Source organism: Rhizobium sp. H4 (assembly GCF_003013335.1).
GTDB lineage: Bacteria > Pseudomonadota > Alphaproteobacteria > Rhizobiales > Rhizobiaceae > Rhizobium > Rhizobium sophoriradicis.
The window spans coordinates 68,670-86,671 of the sequence record NZ_PSOW01000016.1 but is presented as its reverse complement, the minus strand read 5'-3'; the positions used below and the strand labels follow the sequence as shown (position 1 = coordinate 86,671).

The window sequence follows — 18,002 nt, the reverse complement described above, 5'->3', positions numbered from 1 at the left end:
CGGCATTATGCTCTAGAGACCTGAGGAGGTCACCATGCTGCTTCTCACCCGTCGACAGACGATCCTCGCCGCCCTCGCGACAAGCCTCGCCGGCCGCACCGCCTACGCCCAGTCAGCGCCGGCAAAGGTTCGCATTGCGCTAGACTGGACGCCCAACACCAACCATATCGGCATCTATGTCGCCAAGGCGAAGGGCTTCTATGCGGCCGCCGGACTCGATGTCGAAATTCTACCCTTTACCGATACCAGCGCCGGCACGCTGGTGTCGAACGGGGTTGCCGATTTCGGCATTAGTAGCGAGATCGAGGCCATGACGCAGCGCGCCGGCGGCGGTGACGTGAAGATGGTCTATGGCGTCGTCCAGACCGAAACCGCGCGCCTGATCTACAAGGGCGGACGCGACGACATCAAGCGCCCAAAGGATCTCGACGGCAAGACCTATGGCGGCTTCGGCGGCACCTGGGAGAGCGCGCTGGTCTCCGCGATGATCCGCAATGACGGCGGCACGGGCGACGTCAAAACCGTTACCCTCGGCACCTCCGCCTACGAGGCGCTGGACAATGGCTCGATCGATTTCACGCTGGAGATCTACACCTGGGAAGGCATCGCCGCCGAACTGGAAAACCGCAAGATCGGCCGCTTCCACTATTCCGATTACGGTATTCCCGACGAGCAAACGACGGTCATCGTCTCCAGCGACGCCTATCTCTCGGCCAGCCGGGAACACGCCCGCGCCTTTATCCAGGCGACGCGCCAGGGTTATGCCTACTCCGTCGACCATCCCGACGAAGCCTGCGAACTGCTGATTTCGAACAGCAATGGCGCACTGATGAATACGGAACTGGTAAAGGCGTCCCAGAAGGCATTGATCGATGGGCATTTCCTCAAATCCGAGGCCGGCGTGATCGGCACAATCGATCCGGCGAAGGCCGATGCCATCGGCGCCTTCCTGCTCGAGAACGGCATCCTGGTCGATGCGAATGGCGCAAAGCTCAAGGAGAAGCCGGACTTTTCCACCTATTATACCAACGAACTTCTCGGCTGAACCCATCCCGGCCTTGCCCGAGGCGGGGTTCCACGGCAAGCTTTTGCTTGGTGCGGTTTGAGCCGGATCGGGCAGGGTGAGGAACGACATGCGACCACAGGAGAGGCTAGCCGGAGCGGACTTTCTGCGCGCGACGGCCTGCCTGCTGGTGCTTGCTCATCATCTCGCGCTCCGGCTGGATATGCGCCGAATTCCCGATGAATTGGCACCGGCGGCGCATATTCTCCGCTTCGGCAATTTCGGCGTCGCCATTTTCTTCGTGCTCAGCGGCTTTCTTCTGGCCCGGCCTTTCTGGCGCGCGCTCGATGCCGGCAGCGACATGCCGAGCCTTGCCAGCTATACCATCCGCAGGGCGGCGCGGATTGCCCCCGGCTTCTGGGTCGCCGCCACCGTCGGCTTTATGGTCAGCCTGACGCTGCTTGCCGTGCCGCTGACACCGGAGCTTGCAATCCGCTATGTTTCCGGAATGCTGTTCATGAGCCAATGGCATTGGCGCACGTTTTTCCCTGTCGAAGCCGACGGACCGCTCTGGTCCATCCCCTTCGAGGTCACCAGCTATGTGCTCCTGCCGGGCTGCTTTTTCCTCTTGTTTCGCCTGCCGCGGCTGCGGCAGCGCCGGTTGCTGGCCCGTTCCGCCTGGCTCTGCGTCATTGCCGTCGTCCTCATTGCCCATCTGGCGATCCTCAGGTTCTTCGCGCTGGACGACATCGGGCGGGGCTGGGCCTATGGCCTGCAGGGCGGGGCGAAGGAATGGATGCCCAACTACAATCCGATCGGCTTCTTCGCCGTCTTCGCGCTCGGCGCGCTTGCCGCCGGCATCGACGTTATGCTGCCTGCAAGGCGTTCCTTCTGGTTCGATGCCGCAGCACTTCTCGCTTTATCCATCGCCGGCTACCGCCTCGCCATATCGCCAGGCGGTTCGGCCGAGGCTTACGGCTGGCTAGACATCCCCTACGGATTTCCGGTCTTTCCGCTGGCGATCGCAACCGCACTCGTATCGCTCTGCCATTCGCATCACCTGGGCAGGTTGCTCGACAACACTCCCGTCCGCTACGTCGCCAAGATCTCGTTCGGCATCTATATCTGGCAGGAGATCATCCTGACATTGATCCAAAGACTCGATCCCGGTTCGTTCGGCGCTTCCTCAGACAATGTCGTCATCGGCTGGCTGCAATCCTGCGCACTGACGGCGGCGCTTGTCCTTCTGGCGGCAAGTCTCAGCTACCATCTGTTGGAACGACCGGCGATCGAATTCGGAAACCGTCTGACATCTCGCCCACCCGATCGGGCTACTCCTTTTAAAGTATAATATTGTTTTCGCCTCAACTATAGGCATTAAGGTTAACCAGGAATACTCCCATTTTTGGTGTCTCCAGGGTTAGCGATTTGTTAATTATGACGATGACAAACCTTACCTGAGCATGTATTTGTCTCCACACAGTTCAGAATTGCATCTAAACTTGTGGGCCTTGCTTAATGTATGCTTTTACTTCGAAGACGAGTTCACGCTTCGATCCGTCTCAGCGTCAGACCAAAACCAGGACCCTGGTCATAGCGAATTCCAACATTCGCCAGCCGGAGAGCTTTGCCCATGGCAAAGCAAAGCCGGCACTGCGGTTGGCCGTGAAACGGCTGATCGACATCGTCATCTCGGCCAGCGCCCTCCTCGTGCTGGCGCCGCTTTTTCTGGCGATCGCTCTCTTCATCAAGCTCGACGATGGCGGTCCGGTGTTCTTCCGCCAGATCCGCTGGGGCCTGAACGGCCGGAAGATCAACGTCTTCAAATTCCGCTCGATGCGGGCGGAAGCTTGCGATCCCAGCGGCGTACAGCAGACCGTCAAGGGCGACGTCAGGATGACCGCCATCGGCGCAATGCTCCGCAGGACCAATATCGACGAACTGCCGCAACTGCTGAACGTCCTCAAGGGCGAGATGTCCCTGGTCGGCCCACGCTGCCATGCCATCAACATGCGCGCAGCCGGCAGGCTCTACGAGGAAGTGGTGCCGAACTACCACCAGCGACACGTCATGCGCCCCGGCATCACCGGCCTCGCGCAAACACGCGGCTGGCGCGGCCCGACGACAAGGCCGCTGGCAGCTCGGGCCCGCATCGCCTGTGATATCTATTATGTCAAGAATTTCAGCCTGCTGCTCGACCTGAAGATCCTGTTCAAGACACTGATCATCGAGCTACGCGGCGGCACCGGCTTCTGAGACGCTGCGACAAGCTGCGGCTGCATGATCCGCCAGCAGCTCAGGCGACTCCCAAAGGATTGGAGAGCGCTTTTGGAGTTTTCCTGATCTGATTGAAGCCGTCTGTTTTCTCGACCAAAACAGGCGGCCGCGTTCGTTTGAAGCCGCACGACAACGCTGTTGTCCCTATCCAAGGAAGAAGCCAGACACAAAAAAAGCGGCCATCGAGGCCGCCCTTTCATTGAGGCTTTCGTACCCGGTCAGTCCTGCTGGACGATGCCGCGCAGATGCGTCAGTTCCATGATGAAATGCTCGAGCTTCGACTTGTGCTCGTGCAGCTCTGCATGTTCGAGCTCCTTGCGGGCAGCCTCGATCCGACGGGTCAGCTCGTCCTTATGGAGTTCCTCGACCGGGACGGCGGATTCGGCGAGCAAAGTGCAGCCTGTCGGCAGGATATCGGCAAAACCGCCGAAAACCACGTAGTCCTGCTTCTTGCCGGACGCCGAACGCACGCTCACCACACCGGGCTTGATGGTCGTCATCGTCGGCGCGTGGTGCGCCATGACGGTCATCTCGCCCTCGGTCGCGGGAATGACGACCTCGGTCACCATCTCCGACAAGAGCAGACGCTCCGGCGAAACGAGCTCAAAGTTGAAATTGTCAGCCATCAGTGACTTACCTTCTCGGCTATGGCTTTTGCATCTTGCAATTTGGTCCCGCAGAACGGGCAGTGCAGTATCGCCTGGTCGAGATATCCGAGGCCTTCCTCGGTCTGAACCAGCCCCACAACCATCATGACCACGCCGTTATCGGCACGATAGACGGTCGGTGCTGCCGGTTCCGGAAGTTCCGCCACGACTCCCTTGAGGGAGTCGCAGCAGAATATCTCGTCCTGAGCGTCGCTCATCAAGCGGCAGCGAGCTTCTTGGCCTTTTCGATGGCTTCGTCGATCGAGCCAACCATGTAGAAGGCAGCTTCCGGCAGATTGTCGTATTCGCCGTTGACCAGGCCCTTGAAGCCCTTGATCGTGTCTTCGAGCGCAACCAGCTTGCCCGGCGAACCGGTGAAGACTTCGGCGACGAAGAACGGCTGCGACAGGAAGCGCTCGATCTTACGGGCGCGGGCGACGGCCAGCTTGTCCTCTTCGGACAGTTCGTCCATGCCGAGGATGGCGATGATGTCCTGCAGGGCCTTGTAACGCTGCAGCGTCGACTGAACCTTACGGGCGACTTCGTAGTGCTCTTCGCCGACAACCATCGGGTCGAGCATGCGCGAGGTGGAGTCGAGCGGGTCGACGGCCGGGTAGATGCCCTTTTCAGCGATCGAACGCGACAGAACCGTCGTTGCATCAAGGTGGGCGAACGAGGTTGCCGGTGCCGGGTCGGTCAAGTCGTCAGCCGGAACGTAGATGGCCTGAACCGAGGTGATCGAGCCGGTCGTCGTCGTGGTGATGCGTTCCTGCATCTGACCCATGTCGGTTGCCAGCGTCGGCTGATAACCCACGGCCGAAGGAATACGGCCGAGCAGAGCCGACACTTCGGAACCTGCCTGCGTGAAGCGGAAGATGTTGTCGACGAAGAACAGAACGTCCTGACCCTGGTCGCGGAAGTGTTCCGCAACGGTCAGACCCGTGAGAGCGACGCGGGCACGGGCACCCGGCGGTTCGTTCATCTGACCGTAAACCAGCGCAGCCTTGGAGCCTTCGCCACCGCCATGCTTGTTGACGTTCGATTCGATCATTTCATGATAGAGGTCGTTGCCTTCGCGGGTGCGTTCACCGACGCCTGCGAAAACCGAGTAACCACCATGCGCCTTAGCGACGTTGTTGATCAGTTCCATGATCAGAACGGTCTTGCCGACGCCTGCGCCGCCGAAGAGGCCGATCTTGCCGCCGCGTGCGTAGGGAGCCAGCAGGTCGACGACCTTGATGCCGGTGACCAGGATCTGCGCTTCCGTCGACTGCTCGACATAAGCAGGCGCATCCTGGTGGATGGCGCGCTTATGGGCGGTGACCAGCGGACCGGCTTCGTCGACCGGCTCGCCGATGACGTTCATGATGCGGCCGAGCGTCTCGTTGCCGACCGGAACCGAGATCGGAGCGCCGGTATCGATGACCTGCTGGCCGCGAACGAGACCTTCACTCGAGTCCATGGCGATGGTGCGGACTTCGTTTTCGCCCAGATGCTGAGCGACTTCGAGAACCAGACGGTTGCCGTTATTGTCGGTTTCGAGCGCGTTCAAAATCGCCGGCAGTTCGCCTTCGAAAGCAACGTCGACGACGGCGCCGATAACCTGGGTGACTTTGCCGACAGAGCGGGTAGCTGCCTCAGCCATTTTCTTACCCTCTTTTCCTAACTCAGAGCGCTTCCGCGCCCGAAATGATTTCAATCAGTTCCTTGGTGATCTGCGCCTGACGCTGACGGTTGTAGCTCAGTGTCAGCTTGTTGATCATCTCACCAGCATTGCGCGTCGCATTGTCCATGGCGCTCATCTTGGCGCCCATCTCGCCTGCGACGTTCTCGAGGAGCGCGCGGAAGATCTGGACGGAGATGTTGCGCGGGATCAGATCGCCGAGGATCGACGCCGGATCCGGCTCGTATTCATAGACGGCGCCGGCATGGGCGGCATCTTCGGCAGCGGCTTCCGGAGCCTTGGCCGGGATGAGCTGCTGCGCGGTCGGAACCTGGCTGATCACCGACTTGAATTCGGAGTAGAACAGCGTGCAGACGTCGAACTCACCGGCCGAAAACATCTCGATGATGCGCTTGCCGATCTGGTCGGCATTTTCGAAACCGATCTTCTTGACGTCGCGCAGTTCCTTGCGCTCGATGATCAGCGGCGCATATTCACGGCGCAAGATGTCGTAACCCTTCTTGCCGACGGTGAAGATCTTCACCGTCTTGCCTTCAGCGACCAGCTTGCGGACGTGGTCACGCGCAAAGCGCGCAATCTGCGAGTTGAAGCCGCCGCAAAGACCGCGCTCGGCCGTGCAGACCACCAGCAGATGGACCTTGTCCTGGCCGGTACCGGTCATCAGCGCCGGTGCGCCATCCGCATCGGTGACGGCCTTGGCGATATTCGCCAGAACCGCACCCATGCGCTGCGAATAAGGCCGGGCGGCCTCGGCCGCCTCCTGCGCACGCCGAAGCTTCGCCGCGGCGACCATTTTCATCGCCTTGGTGATCTTCTGCGTCGCCTTGACGGAGGCGATCCGGTTTTTCAGATCCTTGAGTGAAGGCATCCGTGATCCGTCCTAACTTCGGGCCCGATTACGAGAAAGACTTGGCGAAGCTATCGAGAGCAGCGGTAAGCTTGCCCTTGGTATCGTCGCTGATTGCCTTTTCCGTGCGGATCGCGTCGAGGATGGCCGAGCCTTCCGAACGCAGGTACGAAAGCAAGCCCTGCTCGAACTTGCCGACCGATGCGACGGGCAGCTTGTCGAGATAGCCGTTGACGCCGGCGAAGATCACGGCGACCTGTTCTTCCGTCTTCAGCGGCGAGAATTGCGGCTGTTTCAGGAGTTCGGTCAGGCGTGCACCGCGGTTCAGCAGGCGCTGCGTCGCAGCGTCGAGGTCCGAACCGAACTGGGCAAAGGCCGCCATTTCGCGATACTGGGCGAGTTCGCCCTTGATCGAGCCGGCAACCTGCTTCATCGCCTTGATCTGAGCCGACGAACCGACGCGGGAAACCGACAGACCGACGTTAACGGCCGGACGGATACCCTGATAGAACAGGTCGGTTTCGAGGAAGATCTGGCCGTCGGTGATCGAGATGACGTTGGTCGGAATGAAGGCCGAAACGTCGTTGCCCTGCGTTTCGATGACCGGCAGAGCGGTCAGCGAGCCGGCGCCCTTGTCGTCGTTCATCTTCGCGGCGCGCTCGAGCAGGCGCGAGTGCAGGTAGAAAACGTCGCCCGGATAGGCTTCGCGGCCCGGCGGGCGGCGCAGCAGCAGCGACATCTGGCGGTAGGACACGGCCTGCTTCGACAGGTCGTCGTAACCGATCAGCGCGTGCATGCCGTTGTCGCGGAAATATTCGCCCATGGCGCAGCCGGCAAACGGAGCGAGGAACTGCATCGGCGCCGGATCGGAAGCCGTGGCGGCCACGATGATCGAGTACTTCAGGGCGCCACGCTCTTCGAGAACCTTGACGAACTGGGCAACGGTCGAGCGCTTCTGGCCGACGGCGACGTAGACGCAGTAAAGCTTCTCGCCTTCCGGACCGCTCTCGTGAATGGCCTTCTGGTTGAGGAAGGCATCGAGCAGGATGGCGGTCTTGCCGGTCTGACGGTCGCCGATGACGAGCTCGCGCTGGCCGCGGCCGACCGGGATCAGCGCATCGATGGCCTTGAGGCCGGTCGACATTGGCTCATGAACCGACTTGCGCGGAATGATGCCCGGCGCCTTGACGTCGACGCGCGAACGGCGCGTCGCATTGATCGGGCCCTTGCCGTCGATCGGATTGCCGAGCGCGTCGACGACGCGGCCGAGCAGTTCCGGACCAACCGGAACGTCGACGATGGCGCCGGTCCGCTTGACGGTGTCGCCTTCCTTGATGTCGCGGTCGGAGCCGAAAATAACGACACCGACGTTGTCGGATTCAAGGTTCAGGGCCATGCCGCGGATGCCGCCGGGGAACTCGACCATTTCACCAGCCTGGACATTGTCCAGCCCGTAAACGCGAGCGATACCGTCACCGACGGAAAGAACCTGGCCGACTTCCGAGACTTCTGCCTCTTTGCCGAAATTTTTGATCTGGTCTTTGAGAATTGCGGAAATTTCCGCGGCGCGGATATCCATCAGCCAACCTCTTTCAATGCGAGCTTAAGAGTGGAGAGTTTGGTACGAAGAGACGTATCAATCTGGCGGGACCCGACCTTTACGATCAGACCACCGAGAATTGACGGATCGACCGTGACTGATATCGTCACGTCTTTGCCGGTAACGCTCTTGAGTGCCACCTTCAATTCGGTTTCCTGCGCCTCGGAAAGCGCATGCGCCGAGGTGACCTCGGCGGAGATTTCACCGCGATGGTTCGCGGCGATGATGCGGAAGGCCTTGATCATGCCAGGCAGGGCAAACAGGCGGCGGTTGCGCGCCACGACCTTCAGGAAATTGGCGAAGAAGCCGCTGATGCCGGCCCTCTCGCTGATGGCGACAATCGCCTTCAGCTGGTCCTCAGCGGAAAAAACCGGGCTTGCGACGAAGCGCTTCAGTTCGGCGCTCTCATCCAGCATCGCCTGGAAACGGTCGAGATCGGCGGTGACGCTGTCGACGGCGCCCTGTTCGAGCGCCAGCTCGAAAAGCGACGAGGCATAGCGCTCGGCAACACCAGAAGTAAGCTGGGACGTGTCTGCCACTGGCACAAATTTCCCTGATTTCAATCCAAAATCCGGCTCTCGGCGGGCGCCGAACCTATGATCTTGAATTCGTTTTGATTTCCCCCAGAAATCACAAGAGAAGCCTCTTGCTTCTTCCGAAATTCGGGGTCCGTCTAACATAGGATGTTCGGACTCGCAACACGCGTAATGCCCGAATACGCCTTTCGCATGAATTTCTGTCTGCAAAATTGCGCGATGGTCTGAAAGCGGGCCGCGGAAGCCGCCGGCGGCGGCGAAAATTACGTCTGGAAGAAGCCGAAAACATACAGCAGTGGCAGTGCCGCGATAATCGCCTGCACAACCAGAAGTAAATAGTTGAGGTAAGTACTCCCCTTATCTGACAGGATGGAGACGATGCGGGCAAACGCAGCCATGGCGAACGCCGCTCCGAAGGCGGTATAAATCAGCGGCTGAGCCAGCACGAAGGCACCGAGGCCAAGACCGAGATAAAAGCCGCCCATCGATCGGACCTCGCTGAAACCTTCACGCCGCTCGCCGCGCGACGCCAGACCGAAGACCCTCATCGCAAGACCCGGCGCAAACATGATGACGAAGCCGGCCAAGGCCGTGAAGGCGGCTGCGCCGAAGGCAAGCTGCTCACCAAATTCCGTCGGAAACTCAAATTCCATGCCTCGACCCCAAATCATCCGCTGATTCTGCGTTTATGCCATGCTCGGCCGGATCCGGGAACGCAGCGTGCGGAACGATCTACAGAAAGCTCTGCGGATCGATATCGAGCTGCACCTGCACCGATCCGCGCTCCTTCGGCGATTGCGACAGCATCGCCCGCAGGAAGCCCTGCATGTCGGAGTTGCGCCGCCCGTGCACCAGAAGCCGGAAGCGGTGGCGGCCGCGCACCAGCGCCAGCGGCGCCTCCGCCGGGCCGAGCACCGAGATGCCGGACACCTGGGGCGCTGCGTTGCGCATGCCGCGCGCATGGTTTTCGGCGTCGTGGCGGGTTTCGGCCGAGACGATGATCGAGGCCAGTCTGCCGAAGGGCGGCAGTGCGGCGCGTTCGCGCTCGGTGATCTCGCGCTCGTAAAAGGCATCGGAATCACCTGAAACAATCGCCTGCATCACGGGATGCTGCGGCTGGTAGGTCTGCAGCAGCCCATGGCTCTTGAGCCCGGTGCGCCCGGCCCGGCCGGTCACCTGCGACAGAAGCTGGAAGGTGCGCTCGGCCGCACGCGGATCGCCGTTGGCGAGGCCGAGATCGGCGTCGATGATACCGACCAGCGTCATCAGCGGAAAATTATGGCCCTTGGCGACGAGCTGGGTGCCGATGACGATATCGGCCTCGCCCCTGGCGATGGCATCGAGCTCCAGCCGCAGCCGCTTCACACCGCCCATGATATCCGAGGAGAGAACGATCGTCCGCGCCTGCGGGAAATGCCGCTCCACCTCTTCGGCGATACGTTCGACGCCGGGCCCGCAGGCAACGAGATGGTCGAGCGTGCCGCATTCCGGGCATGCTTCCGGCGTGCGCTCGGCATGACCGCATTGATGACACTGCAGCTGCTTGCGGAAGCGATGCTCGACCAGCCAGCTCGAACATTGCGGGCATTGGAAGCGGTGACCGCAGACCCGGCAGAGCGTCAGCGGCGCATAACCACGCCGGTTGAGAAAGAGCAGCGCCTGTTCGCGCCGCTCCACCGTCTTGCCGATCGCCCGGATCAGGACCGGCGACAGGAAGCCGCCGCGCTCCGGCGCGTGCCTGCGCATATCGATGAGATGCAGGTCGGGCAGCGCCGCATCGCCGAAACGCGTCGGCAGATGCACGGTGCTGTAGCGCCCGCTCTGCCCGTTGACCTGACTTTCGACCGACGGCGTCGCCGACACCAGGACGACGGGGAAATCACCGATGCGGCCGCGCACCACGGCCATATCACGCGCATTGTAGAAGACGCGGTCTTCCTGCTTGTAGGCGGGATCATGCTCCTCGTCGACGATGATGAGGCCGAGATCCTCGAAAGGCAGGAAGAGCGCCGAGCGGGCGCCGGCGACGACCCTGACTTCGCCGGTCACCGCCTGGCGCCAGACTTTTTCTCGCATGCGCGGAGCGAGGTCGGAATGCCATTCGGCGGGCTTTGCCCCGAAGCGATCCTGAAAGCGCTCCATGAAACTGGCCGTCAGCGCGATCTCCGGCAGCAGGATCAGCACCTGCCTGCCGCGTTTCAGCGTCTCGGCGATCGCCTCGAAATAGACCTCGGTCTTGCCGGAGCCGGTCACGCCGTCGATCAGCGATACGGTAAATTCGCCCTTGCGAATGTCGGAGACGATCTCTGCGGCCGCCTCTTTCTGCGGCCCTTCGAGGCGAGCGGCGGCAAAATCGGGATCCGGCATCGCCACCACTGGCGGCGGCGGCAGGAATATCGTCTCGAAGATGCCGAGCGTAATCAGACCATCGACGACGCTGGTCGAAACGCCAGCCGCATGCGCCAGGCCGCTGCGTGTCCAGGACAAGCCGTCGGAAGCGGTCTCGAGCACGCGCGTCCGCGCCGGTGTCAGCCGCTCCGGTTTGCCGCCGATGAACTTCAGCCCCTCGACCATCGGCTCGGGCTCGAAGGCGTTCGGCGCCCTCAATGCCATGCGCGCGACGAGGCCGGGCGGGGAGAGCGTATAGGCCGCCACCCAGTCGATGAAATCCCGCATCTCCCTGGAAAGTGGAGGGCAGTCGAAGACATGGCTGATCGGACGGAGCTTCTTCGGATCGACGCCATCCTCGCCGCCGTCCCAGACCACGCCGATCACCTGTCGCGGCCCAAGCGGCACCTGCACGACCGAGCCGGGCTCGACCGCCATGCCTTCCGGCACCGAATAGGAATAGGGTTTCGGCGCCGGCATCGGCACCAGCACCGGAACCGTTCGGTTCACGGGCGGTGCTTCGAACAGCGCGCCAAAGAGATCGGACGAATCTGTGCTCATCGGGCGAGAACATGCCCGCAAATCGACGGAATTGGAACCGCAAAGACGAGGCGGTGCATCTTGCGAGGAATGCGGATTTGCGACGGTTCCGCCAGGATCGCCCATACTCTTAAGTAAGGGTTGCCGGACGAACGATTGGCCGCATAGATTGCCGGAGAGATTCAATTGGAAATGCCGAAGCGCTGTTCTTCGGCCGCTGAATTGGAGCGCGCGAATGGCCAGACTGACCGAAGACGCCAAGGGCGTCTATGTGATCGCCGTAACTCCATTCACCGACGACGGCGCCCTCGATCTCGACAGCATCGACAGCATGGTCGATTTCTACGAGGGCGCCGGCGTCACCGGACTGACGGTGCTTGGCCAACTCGGCGAAGCCCCGAAGCTGACAGCCGAGGAATCGCGGAGCGTGGTCGAACGTGTGCTGAAGCGCCTCGACGGGCGCCTTCCCGTCGTCGTCGGCGTCTCAGCGCCCGGACTTGCGCCGATGCGCGAACTTGCCGAAGCCGTCATGGGCGAAGGTGCTGCCGGCGTCATGGTTGCGCCGCCCTGGACGGTCAAGACCGACGACCAGGCTTTGGCCTTCTATCAGTCGGTCGGCGAAGCCCTGGGCGACACGCCTTTCGTGCTGCAGGACTATCCACTCACCACAAACGTGACGATCGCGCCTGTCGTCATCGAGCGCATCGTCAACGCGGTGCCGAATTGCGTCATGCTCAAGCACGAGGATTGGCCGGGTCTTGCAAAGGTCTCAGCACTTCGCGCCGCCAGCGACAAAGGCGCCATGCGGCGCATCTCGATTCTTTGCGGCAATGGCGGGCTGTTCCTGCCCGAAGAGATGGGCCGCGGCGCCGACGGCGCCATGACCGGCTTTTGTTATCCCGAGATGATGGTCGGCGTCGTCGAAGCCTATGCGGCCGGCAATCCCGATCGTGCCCATGCGATCTTCGATGCCTATCTGCCGCTTGCCCGCTACGAACAGCAGCAGGGCGTCGGCCTTGCCTGCCGCAAATATGTGCTTGCCAAGCGCGGCGTCATCAAGTCCGCCACGCTGCGCAAACCAGGCGCCAGGCTTTCGGCACTCGATATTGCCGATGTCGAGCGGTTGCTGGCCCGCCAGACCATCCGTCTCAAGGAGATCGGCGCCTGAGGGCGGCACGATAGATCGAAGCGGCAGGTATGATTGCGACGGCTATGGTTGTCGAAATAACGTCTTTTCGCCGTCAGGGCAGCCTGACCCATCGAGCTCGAGAACATGGCTATAGCGGTTCCGCGCGCGCGGCTGAAACCCGAGCGACTCCCAGAATTTCGCCGCAGCATCATTTCCCACATGAACAGTGACGATACTGCAGCAGGGGCGTGCATGATCGAGCAGAGAAAGGGCGAGCATTCGGCCGATGCCGCGCCTGCGCATTGCGGGACGAATATAGAATCGCCGCATCCGCAACGCCCCTGACATGGTGGGCTCGATGGTCATGCCCCCGATGCCCGCAAGCCCCTCCGCAACATAGGCGGCCAGCAGCCTTTCGCCGTCACGCTCGAACCTGACGGCACCGGCCGACCAATCGCCGATGAGGCGGGTGATATGAAGATGGCCCTCCTGCCGGGCATCGCGTTCGAGCTTTGCGATCTCCTGCGGCAATCGATCGCGGATAATGCGGATATCGATCTCATGGCAATACCAATGCATCTAGACGGCAGGTACCGGAATCTCGCGCGGCATCGCCGCGGCCGGCATGCCGACCGGCACGAAGGTGACATCGCCGTCGCTGGCCAAATCATACACCGTATGTTTCTCCAGCGCCTTCGTCACCTCGTTGAGATCGCCATCGAGATGCTCGGCGGGGATGAGGTTGCCGATCACGAAATCGAAACGGTCGCCGCGCTTGTTCAACAATTCATGAAAGACGGTCATGTCGCGCAGTTCCGTCGACCATTTCGCCAGCCAGTAGAACAGTCCGGAATTGCGCGCCGTCATGTGGACCGGAAGGATCGGCAGATTGTATTTGCGCGCCAGCCCAACCGCCGACGTCTTCCATGGGCGTTCGTTCAGCCGGCCGTTCGCCCAATAGGCGATACGGCCTGATGGAAAGAGCACGGTCGCCTTGCCCTCCCTCACCGCGTGGTTGGTCAATTGCAGCGTCTCACGCGCCTTGAGCTTGCTCTTATGCTCCTCCCGCCACTCGACCGGGATGACCATCTCGGCGAAACGCGGATTGACGCGGATCGCATCGCGATTGGCAAAGAACATCATGTCGGGCCGACGCGATTTCAGAAGGTCGAATACGGCAACACCGTCGGCGATGCCTGTGGGATGGTTGCTGACGAGGATGAAGCCGCCTGTATCCGGGATGCGCTCGCCATTGGCGATGCCGATGTCGAGCTTCAGCACGCCGCTCAAATATTCGAACGCCTGGAAGCCCGGCATCTTGGCAACCGCATTGGCGAATTCGATCGCCTTGTTATAGCGCAGAAGCGTGTAGAGGAACGGCCGCATGACCGGCCAGAGCGGATTTTTCACGATCCTCTGGCCGCGTTCGGCAATCAGCATGTCGACGATATGGCCGGGCTTTCCCTGTGAAACAAGAACGATCGCTTCCGCGAGCTGTCCGAAAGCCGTCATGGAGTCGCGCGGTGCCATGAAAGATCCTGTCTATGGGCTGTAAGCTATCGCAGTACAATATGATCTAAGGATGACAAAGGCTTGGCCGGCATTAGCAATTCCATAACCGTTCCTGCTTCAAATTGGCGGACTTAAGGGCAAATTCAAGGCCGCGACGTGAACGAACTGCTTGTTATCGCCGATCCGCGCCTGATGGCGGAACGGGCCGCCTGGCTCGAAAACCTCGCTCGCGAGCGCCGTCTTTCCGAGCACACGCTCGATGCCTATGAGCGCGACACTCGCCAGTTCCTGACCTTTCTGACCGGCCATCTCGCCGGCCCGGCGACGCTTGGCGACATCCGGGAATTGCGCCCCGCCGATTTCCGCGCCTTTCTCGCGGCCCGACGCAAACAGGGCTCCGGCGCCCGCTCGCTCGGCCGCAATCTGGCGGGCCTTCGCTCGCTGTTGCGCCATCTCGAAAGGAAGGGCCTGGTCAATGCCGCCGGCGCTGCCGCGATCCGCTCGCCGAAACAGCCGAAGTCGCTTCCCAAGCCGCTGTCGGACACGCAGGCGATCACCGTGGTCAGCAACGAAGCCCAGCTCCATGACGAGCCCTGGATCGCCGCGCGCGATGCGGCTGTCATGACGCTGCTCTACGGCTGCGGCCTGCGCATCTCCGAGGCGCTGGATCTCGTTCCTGCCGACCTGCCGAAGGGGGCGGCGACGCTGCGCATCACCGGCAAGGGCAACAAGACGCGGCTGGTGCCGCTGCTGCCCGTGGTGTTCGACGCGGTCGAGAAATATCGCACGCTCTGCCCATATCATCTCGAAAGCGGCGCGCCGCTGTTTCGCGGCGCCCGCGGCGGCAAGCTGCAGGCGGCGATCATCCAGCGCGCCATGCAGAAGCTGCGCAGCGCCTTCGGCCTGCCGGAGACGGCGACGCCGCATGCGCTTCGCCACTCTTTCGCCACCCACCTGCTTGCCGGCGGCGGCGATCTGCGCACCATCCAGGAACTGCTCGGACATGCCAGCCTATCGACGACGCAAGTCTATACCGGCGTCGATGCGTCGCGGCTGCTCGAGGTGTATGATCGGGCCCATCCGCGCGCCTGATGCATGGCTGTGACAGCGGCCGCGGCCTATCGGCAAGCTCAGCGCTCATGAATCCGACTTGATTCGATGTGCTAAGTTTTCGTTAACGCATTCTCTTAAAGGATTATGCGCAAGCCGAGCGTAGAGCATGAGAAACATAGAGCATGTGACCGGAACATCATCATGACGACATCAATCGGCCGCCGGACCTCATTCCTTGCAGCATCCGGCAACCTGCTGCTCTGGTTGATTGCAGCCTTCCACATGCTGCTTCTTGCGGCGCTGTTGGTCGCCTTCCTGGCAGCACGACCGGCCTCGGCCGAAGACGGCGCCTGCACCGGACGCAATCTGATGATCGATCTGCAGCAGAGCGACCCCAGCCGCTACGCCGAGGCGGTCAAGGAAGCCGAGGCAGTGCCGAACGGCAAGGGCATCTTCTGGAAGATCGAAAAAACAGGACTTCAGCCTTCATGGCTGCTCGGCAGCATGCATGTCACCGATCCGCGCGTGCTGGCCTTGCCGCCGCGCGCCCAGGCAGCCCACGACGCCGCCAGTACGATCATCATCGAATCCGACGAAATCCTCGATGAACGCAAGGCGACCGCCGCCCTGCTGGCGCGGCCGGAGCTGACGATGTTCACCGACGGCACGACGATCGACAAGCTGCTGTCTGCCGAGGATTACACGCGGCTGGAAGCCGGCCTCAAGAAGCGCGGCATCCCGCTCAGCGCCGTCTCCCGCATGCGGCCATGGATGATCTCGAGCGCCGTCGCCCTGCCGGCCTGCGAACTCGCCCGGAAGGCCAGGGGCGTGCAGTTCCTCGACCAGAAGATCGCCACCGACGCCGTTGCTCAGGGCAAGCAGGTCAAGGGGCTGGAGACCCTTGCCGAACAGATCCAGGCGATGGCCGACCTGCCGGTCGAATTCCATATGAAGTCGCTGATCGAGACGCTGGAACTCGGCGACAAGATGAGCGACGTCGTCGAAACGATGACCGATCTCTACCTCTCCGGCGATATCGGCATGACCATGCCGATGCTGAAGACCGTGACGCCGGAGAAGCAAGGCGAAGACAGCGACTATGCAGCCTTCGAACAGCGCGTCATCCTCGACCGCAACAAGGTGATGGCCGAACGCGCCGCTCCCATTCTCGACGGCGGCAACGTCTTCATGGCCGTCGGCGCCCTGCATCTGCCCGGCCAAGCCGGCGTCATCGAATTGCTGCGCAAGCAGGGCTTTACCGTGACTGCGGTGAACTGAACCGGCAGCCTTCAGCCAATCGTCATGCAACAACTAAAACAGCCGCCTGCCTCACGGCAAGCGGCTGCGCACTCGATTACGAATATGTTAGATTACATGTGGATCGGCTTGAAGAAGGTGGCGAGCGCGGCTTCCTTGACCGCTTCCGACATCGTCGGATGCGCGTGGCAGCTGCGGCCGAGATCTTCCGACGAACCGCCGAACTCCATCAGCACAGCAATCTCGTGGATCATCTCGCCGGCGCCGAAGCCGACGATATGGCCGCCGAGCACGCGGTCGGTTTCCTTGTCGGCGAGGATCTTGACAAAGCCATCGGTCGCCAGCATCGCGCGGGCGCGGCCGTTCGCCGTGAACGGGAACTTGCCGACCTTGTAGGCGATACCCGCCGCCTTCAGCTCTTCCTCGGTCTTGCCGACCGAGGCGATCTCGGGCTGCGTGTAGACGACGCTCGGAATGACATCGTAGTTCACATGGCCATGCTGCCCGGCAATGATTTCGGCAAGCGCCACACCCTCGTCTTCCGCCTTGTGCGCCAGCATCGGGCCCTTGACCACATCGCCGATCGCATAGATGCCCGCGACACTGGTCTTGAAGTGACCGTCGATCTCGACGCGGCCGCGATTGTCGAGAGCAACACCGGCCTCTTCGAGGCCGAGACCTGCCGTATAAGGCTTGCGGCCGGTGGCGATCAGCACGACCTCGGCGTCGAGCGTCACCTTATCGCCGCCCTTGACCGGCTCGAAGGTGACCTTGGCGCCCGTATCTGCCTTTTCGACGCCGGTGACTTTGGCGCCGAGATGGAAATCGATGCCCTGCTTGGCGAGCATGCGCTGGAACTGCTTGGAGACTTCGCCGTCCATGCCGCCGAGGATGGTGTCGAGATATTCGACGACCGTGACCTTGGCGCCAAGGCGCGACCAGACCGAGCCGAGTTCGAGACCAATGACGCCGCCGCCGACGACGATCAGTGTTTCCGGCACCTTGTCCAGCGCAATACCGCCGGTGGAGGAAATGATGGTCTTCTCATCGATCTCGACCTGCACACCGGGAATGCCGGCGACATCGGAGCCGGTGGCGATGACGATGTTCTTGCCTTCGATCTCCTGCACCTGGCCGTCCTCGGCGGTGACGGCAACCTTGCCGGCCGAGACGATCTTGCCGCTGCCCTGGAAGGCATCGATCTTGTTCTTCTTGAAGAGGAAGGCGACGCCGTCGACATTCGACTTCACCGTCGCATCCTTGTGCGCCATCATATTGGCGAGGTTGAGCGTCGGTGCGGGAAGATCGATGCCGAGCGCACTCATGCCGTGACCGGCCTGATGGAACATTTCGGAGGCATGCAGCAAGGCCTTCGACGGGATGCAGCCGACGTTCAGGCAGGTGCCGCCATAGGTGGCGCGCTTCTCGACAACGGCGACCTTGAGGCCGAGTTGGGCTGCCTTGACGGCGCAGACATAGCCGCCCGGGCCGGTTCCGATAACGATCACATCGTAAGACATTGCTTCTTT

The 18,002-nt window shown here is 61.7% G+C and carries 17 protein-coding genes; 6 read left to right on the top strand and 11 right to left on the bottom strand.

Translation table 11 applies throughout. The features are described 5' to 3' along the window. Positions 1-34: 34 nt before the first annotated feature. The 3 genes from C4N04_RS23350 (at position 35) to C4N04_RS23340 (ending at position 3,259) form a co-directional block, all read left to right on the top strand. Positions 35-1,045 carry an ABC transporter substrate-binding protein gene (locus C4N04_RS23350; protein WP_009996361.1) on the top strand — a complete coding sequence of 337 codons (1,011 nt, stop codon included), beginning with the start codon at positions 35-37 and terminating at the stop codon, positions 1,043-1,045. 88 nt (positions 1,046-1,133) lie between these two features. Then, a complete protein-coding gene (locus C4N04_RS23345; RefSeq protein ID WP_106797140.1) occupies positions 1,134-2,354 on the top strand; it encodes an acyltransferase in 1,221 nt (406 codons plus the stop codon). Between the two features lie 167 nt (positions 2,355-2,521). Then, positions 2,522-3,259 (top strand): sugar transferase, encoded by a 738-nt coding sequence (locus C4N04_RS23340; RefSeq protein ID WP_106797139.1) that lies wholly within the window; start codon positions 2,522-2,524, stop codon positions 3,257-3,259. A gap of 239 nt (positions 3,260-3,498) precedes the next feature. On the opposite strand, the gene C4N04_RS23335 is transcribed toward C4N04_RS23340, so the two are convergent. From C4N04_RS23335 to C4N04_RS23300, 8 genes are all read right to left on the bottom strand, one after another. Further along, complete coding sequence (locus tag C4N04_RS23335) at positions 3,499-3,906, bottom strand: F0F1 ATP synthase subunit epsilon (protein WP_010053653.1); 408 nt, start codon at positions 3,904-3,906, stop codon at positions 3,499-3,501. Then, positions 3,906-4,145, bottom strand: coding sequence for a hypothetical protein (locus C4N04_RS23330; protein ID WP_009984701.1), 240 nt, complete (start codon positions 4,143-4,145; stop codon positions 3,906-3,908). The genes C4N04_RS23335 and C4N04_RS23330 overlap by 1 nt, the downstream gene beginning before the upstream one ends. Continuing rightward, positions 4,145-5,572 (bottom strand): F0F1 ATP synthase subunit beta, encoded by a 1,428-nt coding sequence (atpD, locus tag C4N04_RS23325; protein WP_038691716.1) that lies wholly within the window; start codon positions 5,570-5,572, stop codon positions 4,145-4,147. Before atpD ends, C4N04_RS23330 begins: the two co-directional genes overlap by 1 nt. Positions 5,573-5,594: 22 nt before the next feature. Then, positions 5,595-6,479 carry a F0F1 ATP synthase subunit gamma gene (locus C4N04_RS23320; RefSeq protein WP_038691718.1) on the bottom strand — a complete coding sequence of 295 codons (885 nt, stop codon included), beginning with the start codon at positions 6,477-6,479 and terminating at the stop codon, positions 5,595-5,597. 28 nt (positions 6,480-6,507) lie between these two features. Further along, positions 6,508-8,037, bottom strand: a complete 1,530-nt coding sequence (gene atpA, locus C4N04_RS23315) for a F0F1 ATP synthase subunit alpha (RefSeq protein ID WP_039622598.1) — start codon at positions 8,035-8,037, stop codon at positions 6,508-6,510. Next, positions 8,037-8,603 carry a F0F1 ATP synthase subunit delta gene (locus tag C4N04_RS23310; RefSeq protein WP_170961502.1) on the bottom strand — a complete coding sequence of 189 codons (567 nt, stop codon included), beginning with the start codon at positions 8,601-8,603 and terminating at the stop codon, positions 8,037-8,039. The genes atpA and C4N04_RS23310 overlap by 1 nt, the downstream gene beginning before the upstream one ends. Positions 8,604-8,857: 254 nt before the next feature. Beyond that, the gene (locus C4N04_RS23305; RefSeq protein WP_106797138.1) at positions 8,858-9,247 is read right to left on the bottom strand and encodes a DUF4345 domain-containing protein; all 390 of its coding nucleotides are present in this window, start codon (positions 9,245-9,247) and stop codon (positions 8,858-8,860) included. A 79-nt stretch (positions 9,248-9,326) separates the two neighbouring features. After that, positions 9,327-11,543 carry a primosomal protein N' gene (locus C4N04_RS23300; RefSeq protein WP_096762119.1) on the bottom strand — a complete coding sequence of 739 codons (2,217 nt, stop codon included), beginning with the start codon at positions 11,541-11,543 and terminating at the stop codon, positions 9,327-9,329. A 214-nt stretch (positions 11,544-11,757) separates the two neighbouring features. On the opposite strand from C4N04_RS23300, the gene C4N04_RS23295 reads away from it, so the two are divergent. Continuing rightward, positions 11,758-12,690, top strand: a complete 933-nt coding sequence (locus tag C4N04_RS23295) for a dihydrodipicolinate synthase family protein (RefSeq protein ID WP_106797137.1) — start codon at positions 11,758-11,760, stop codon at positions 12,688-12,690. Positions 12,691-12,732: 42 nt separating this feature from the next. Here the strand turns inward: C4N04_RS23295 and C4N04_RS23290 are convergent, their stop codons facing one another. Further along, positions 12,733-13,230 carry a GNAT family N-acetyltransferase gene (locus tag C4N04_RS23290; RefSeq protein ID WP_106797136.1) on the bottom strand — a complete coding sequence of 166 codons (498 nt, stop codon included), beginning with the start codon at positions 13,228-13,230 and terminating at the stop codon, positions 12,733-12,735. Further along, positions 13,231-14,181: a GNAT family N-acetyltransferase gene (locus tag C4N04_RS23285; protein ID WP_096762021.1), complete on the bottom strand. Its 951-nt coding sequence runs from the start codon at positions 14,179-14,181 to the stop codon at positions 13,231-13,233. Positions 14,182-14,319: 138 nt separating this feature from the next. Here C4N04_RS23285 and C4N04_RS23280 point away from each other — a divergent pair, with 138 nt between their 5' ends. Next, positions 14,320-15,255, top strand: coding sequence for a tyrosine recombinase XerC (locus C4N04_RS23280; RefSeq protein ID WP_106797135.1), 936 nt, complete (start codon positions 14,320-14,322; stop codon positions 15,253-15,255). 162 nt (positions 15,256-15,417) lie between these two features. Continuing rightward, positions 15,418-16,494, top strand: coding sequence for a TraB/GumN family protein (locus tag C4N04_RS23275; protein ID WP_096771630.1), 1,077 nt, complete (start codon positions 15,418-15,420; stop codon positions 16,492-16,494). 92 nt (positions 16,495-16,586) lie between these two features. On the opposite strand, the gene lpdA is transcribed toward C4N04_RS23275, so the two are convergent. Beyond that, entirely contained in the window at positions 16,587-17,993 is a 1,407-nt protein-coding gene (lpdA, locus tag C4N04_RS23270) for a dihydrolipoyl dehydrogenase (RefSeq protein ID WP_106797134.1), read from the bottom strand. Positions 17,994-18,002 lie beyond the last annotated feature (9 nt).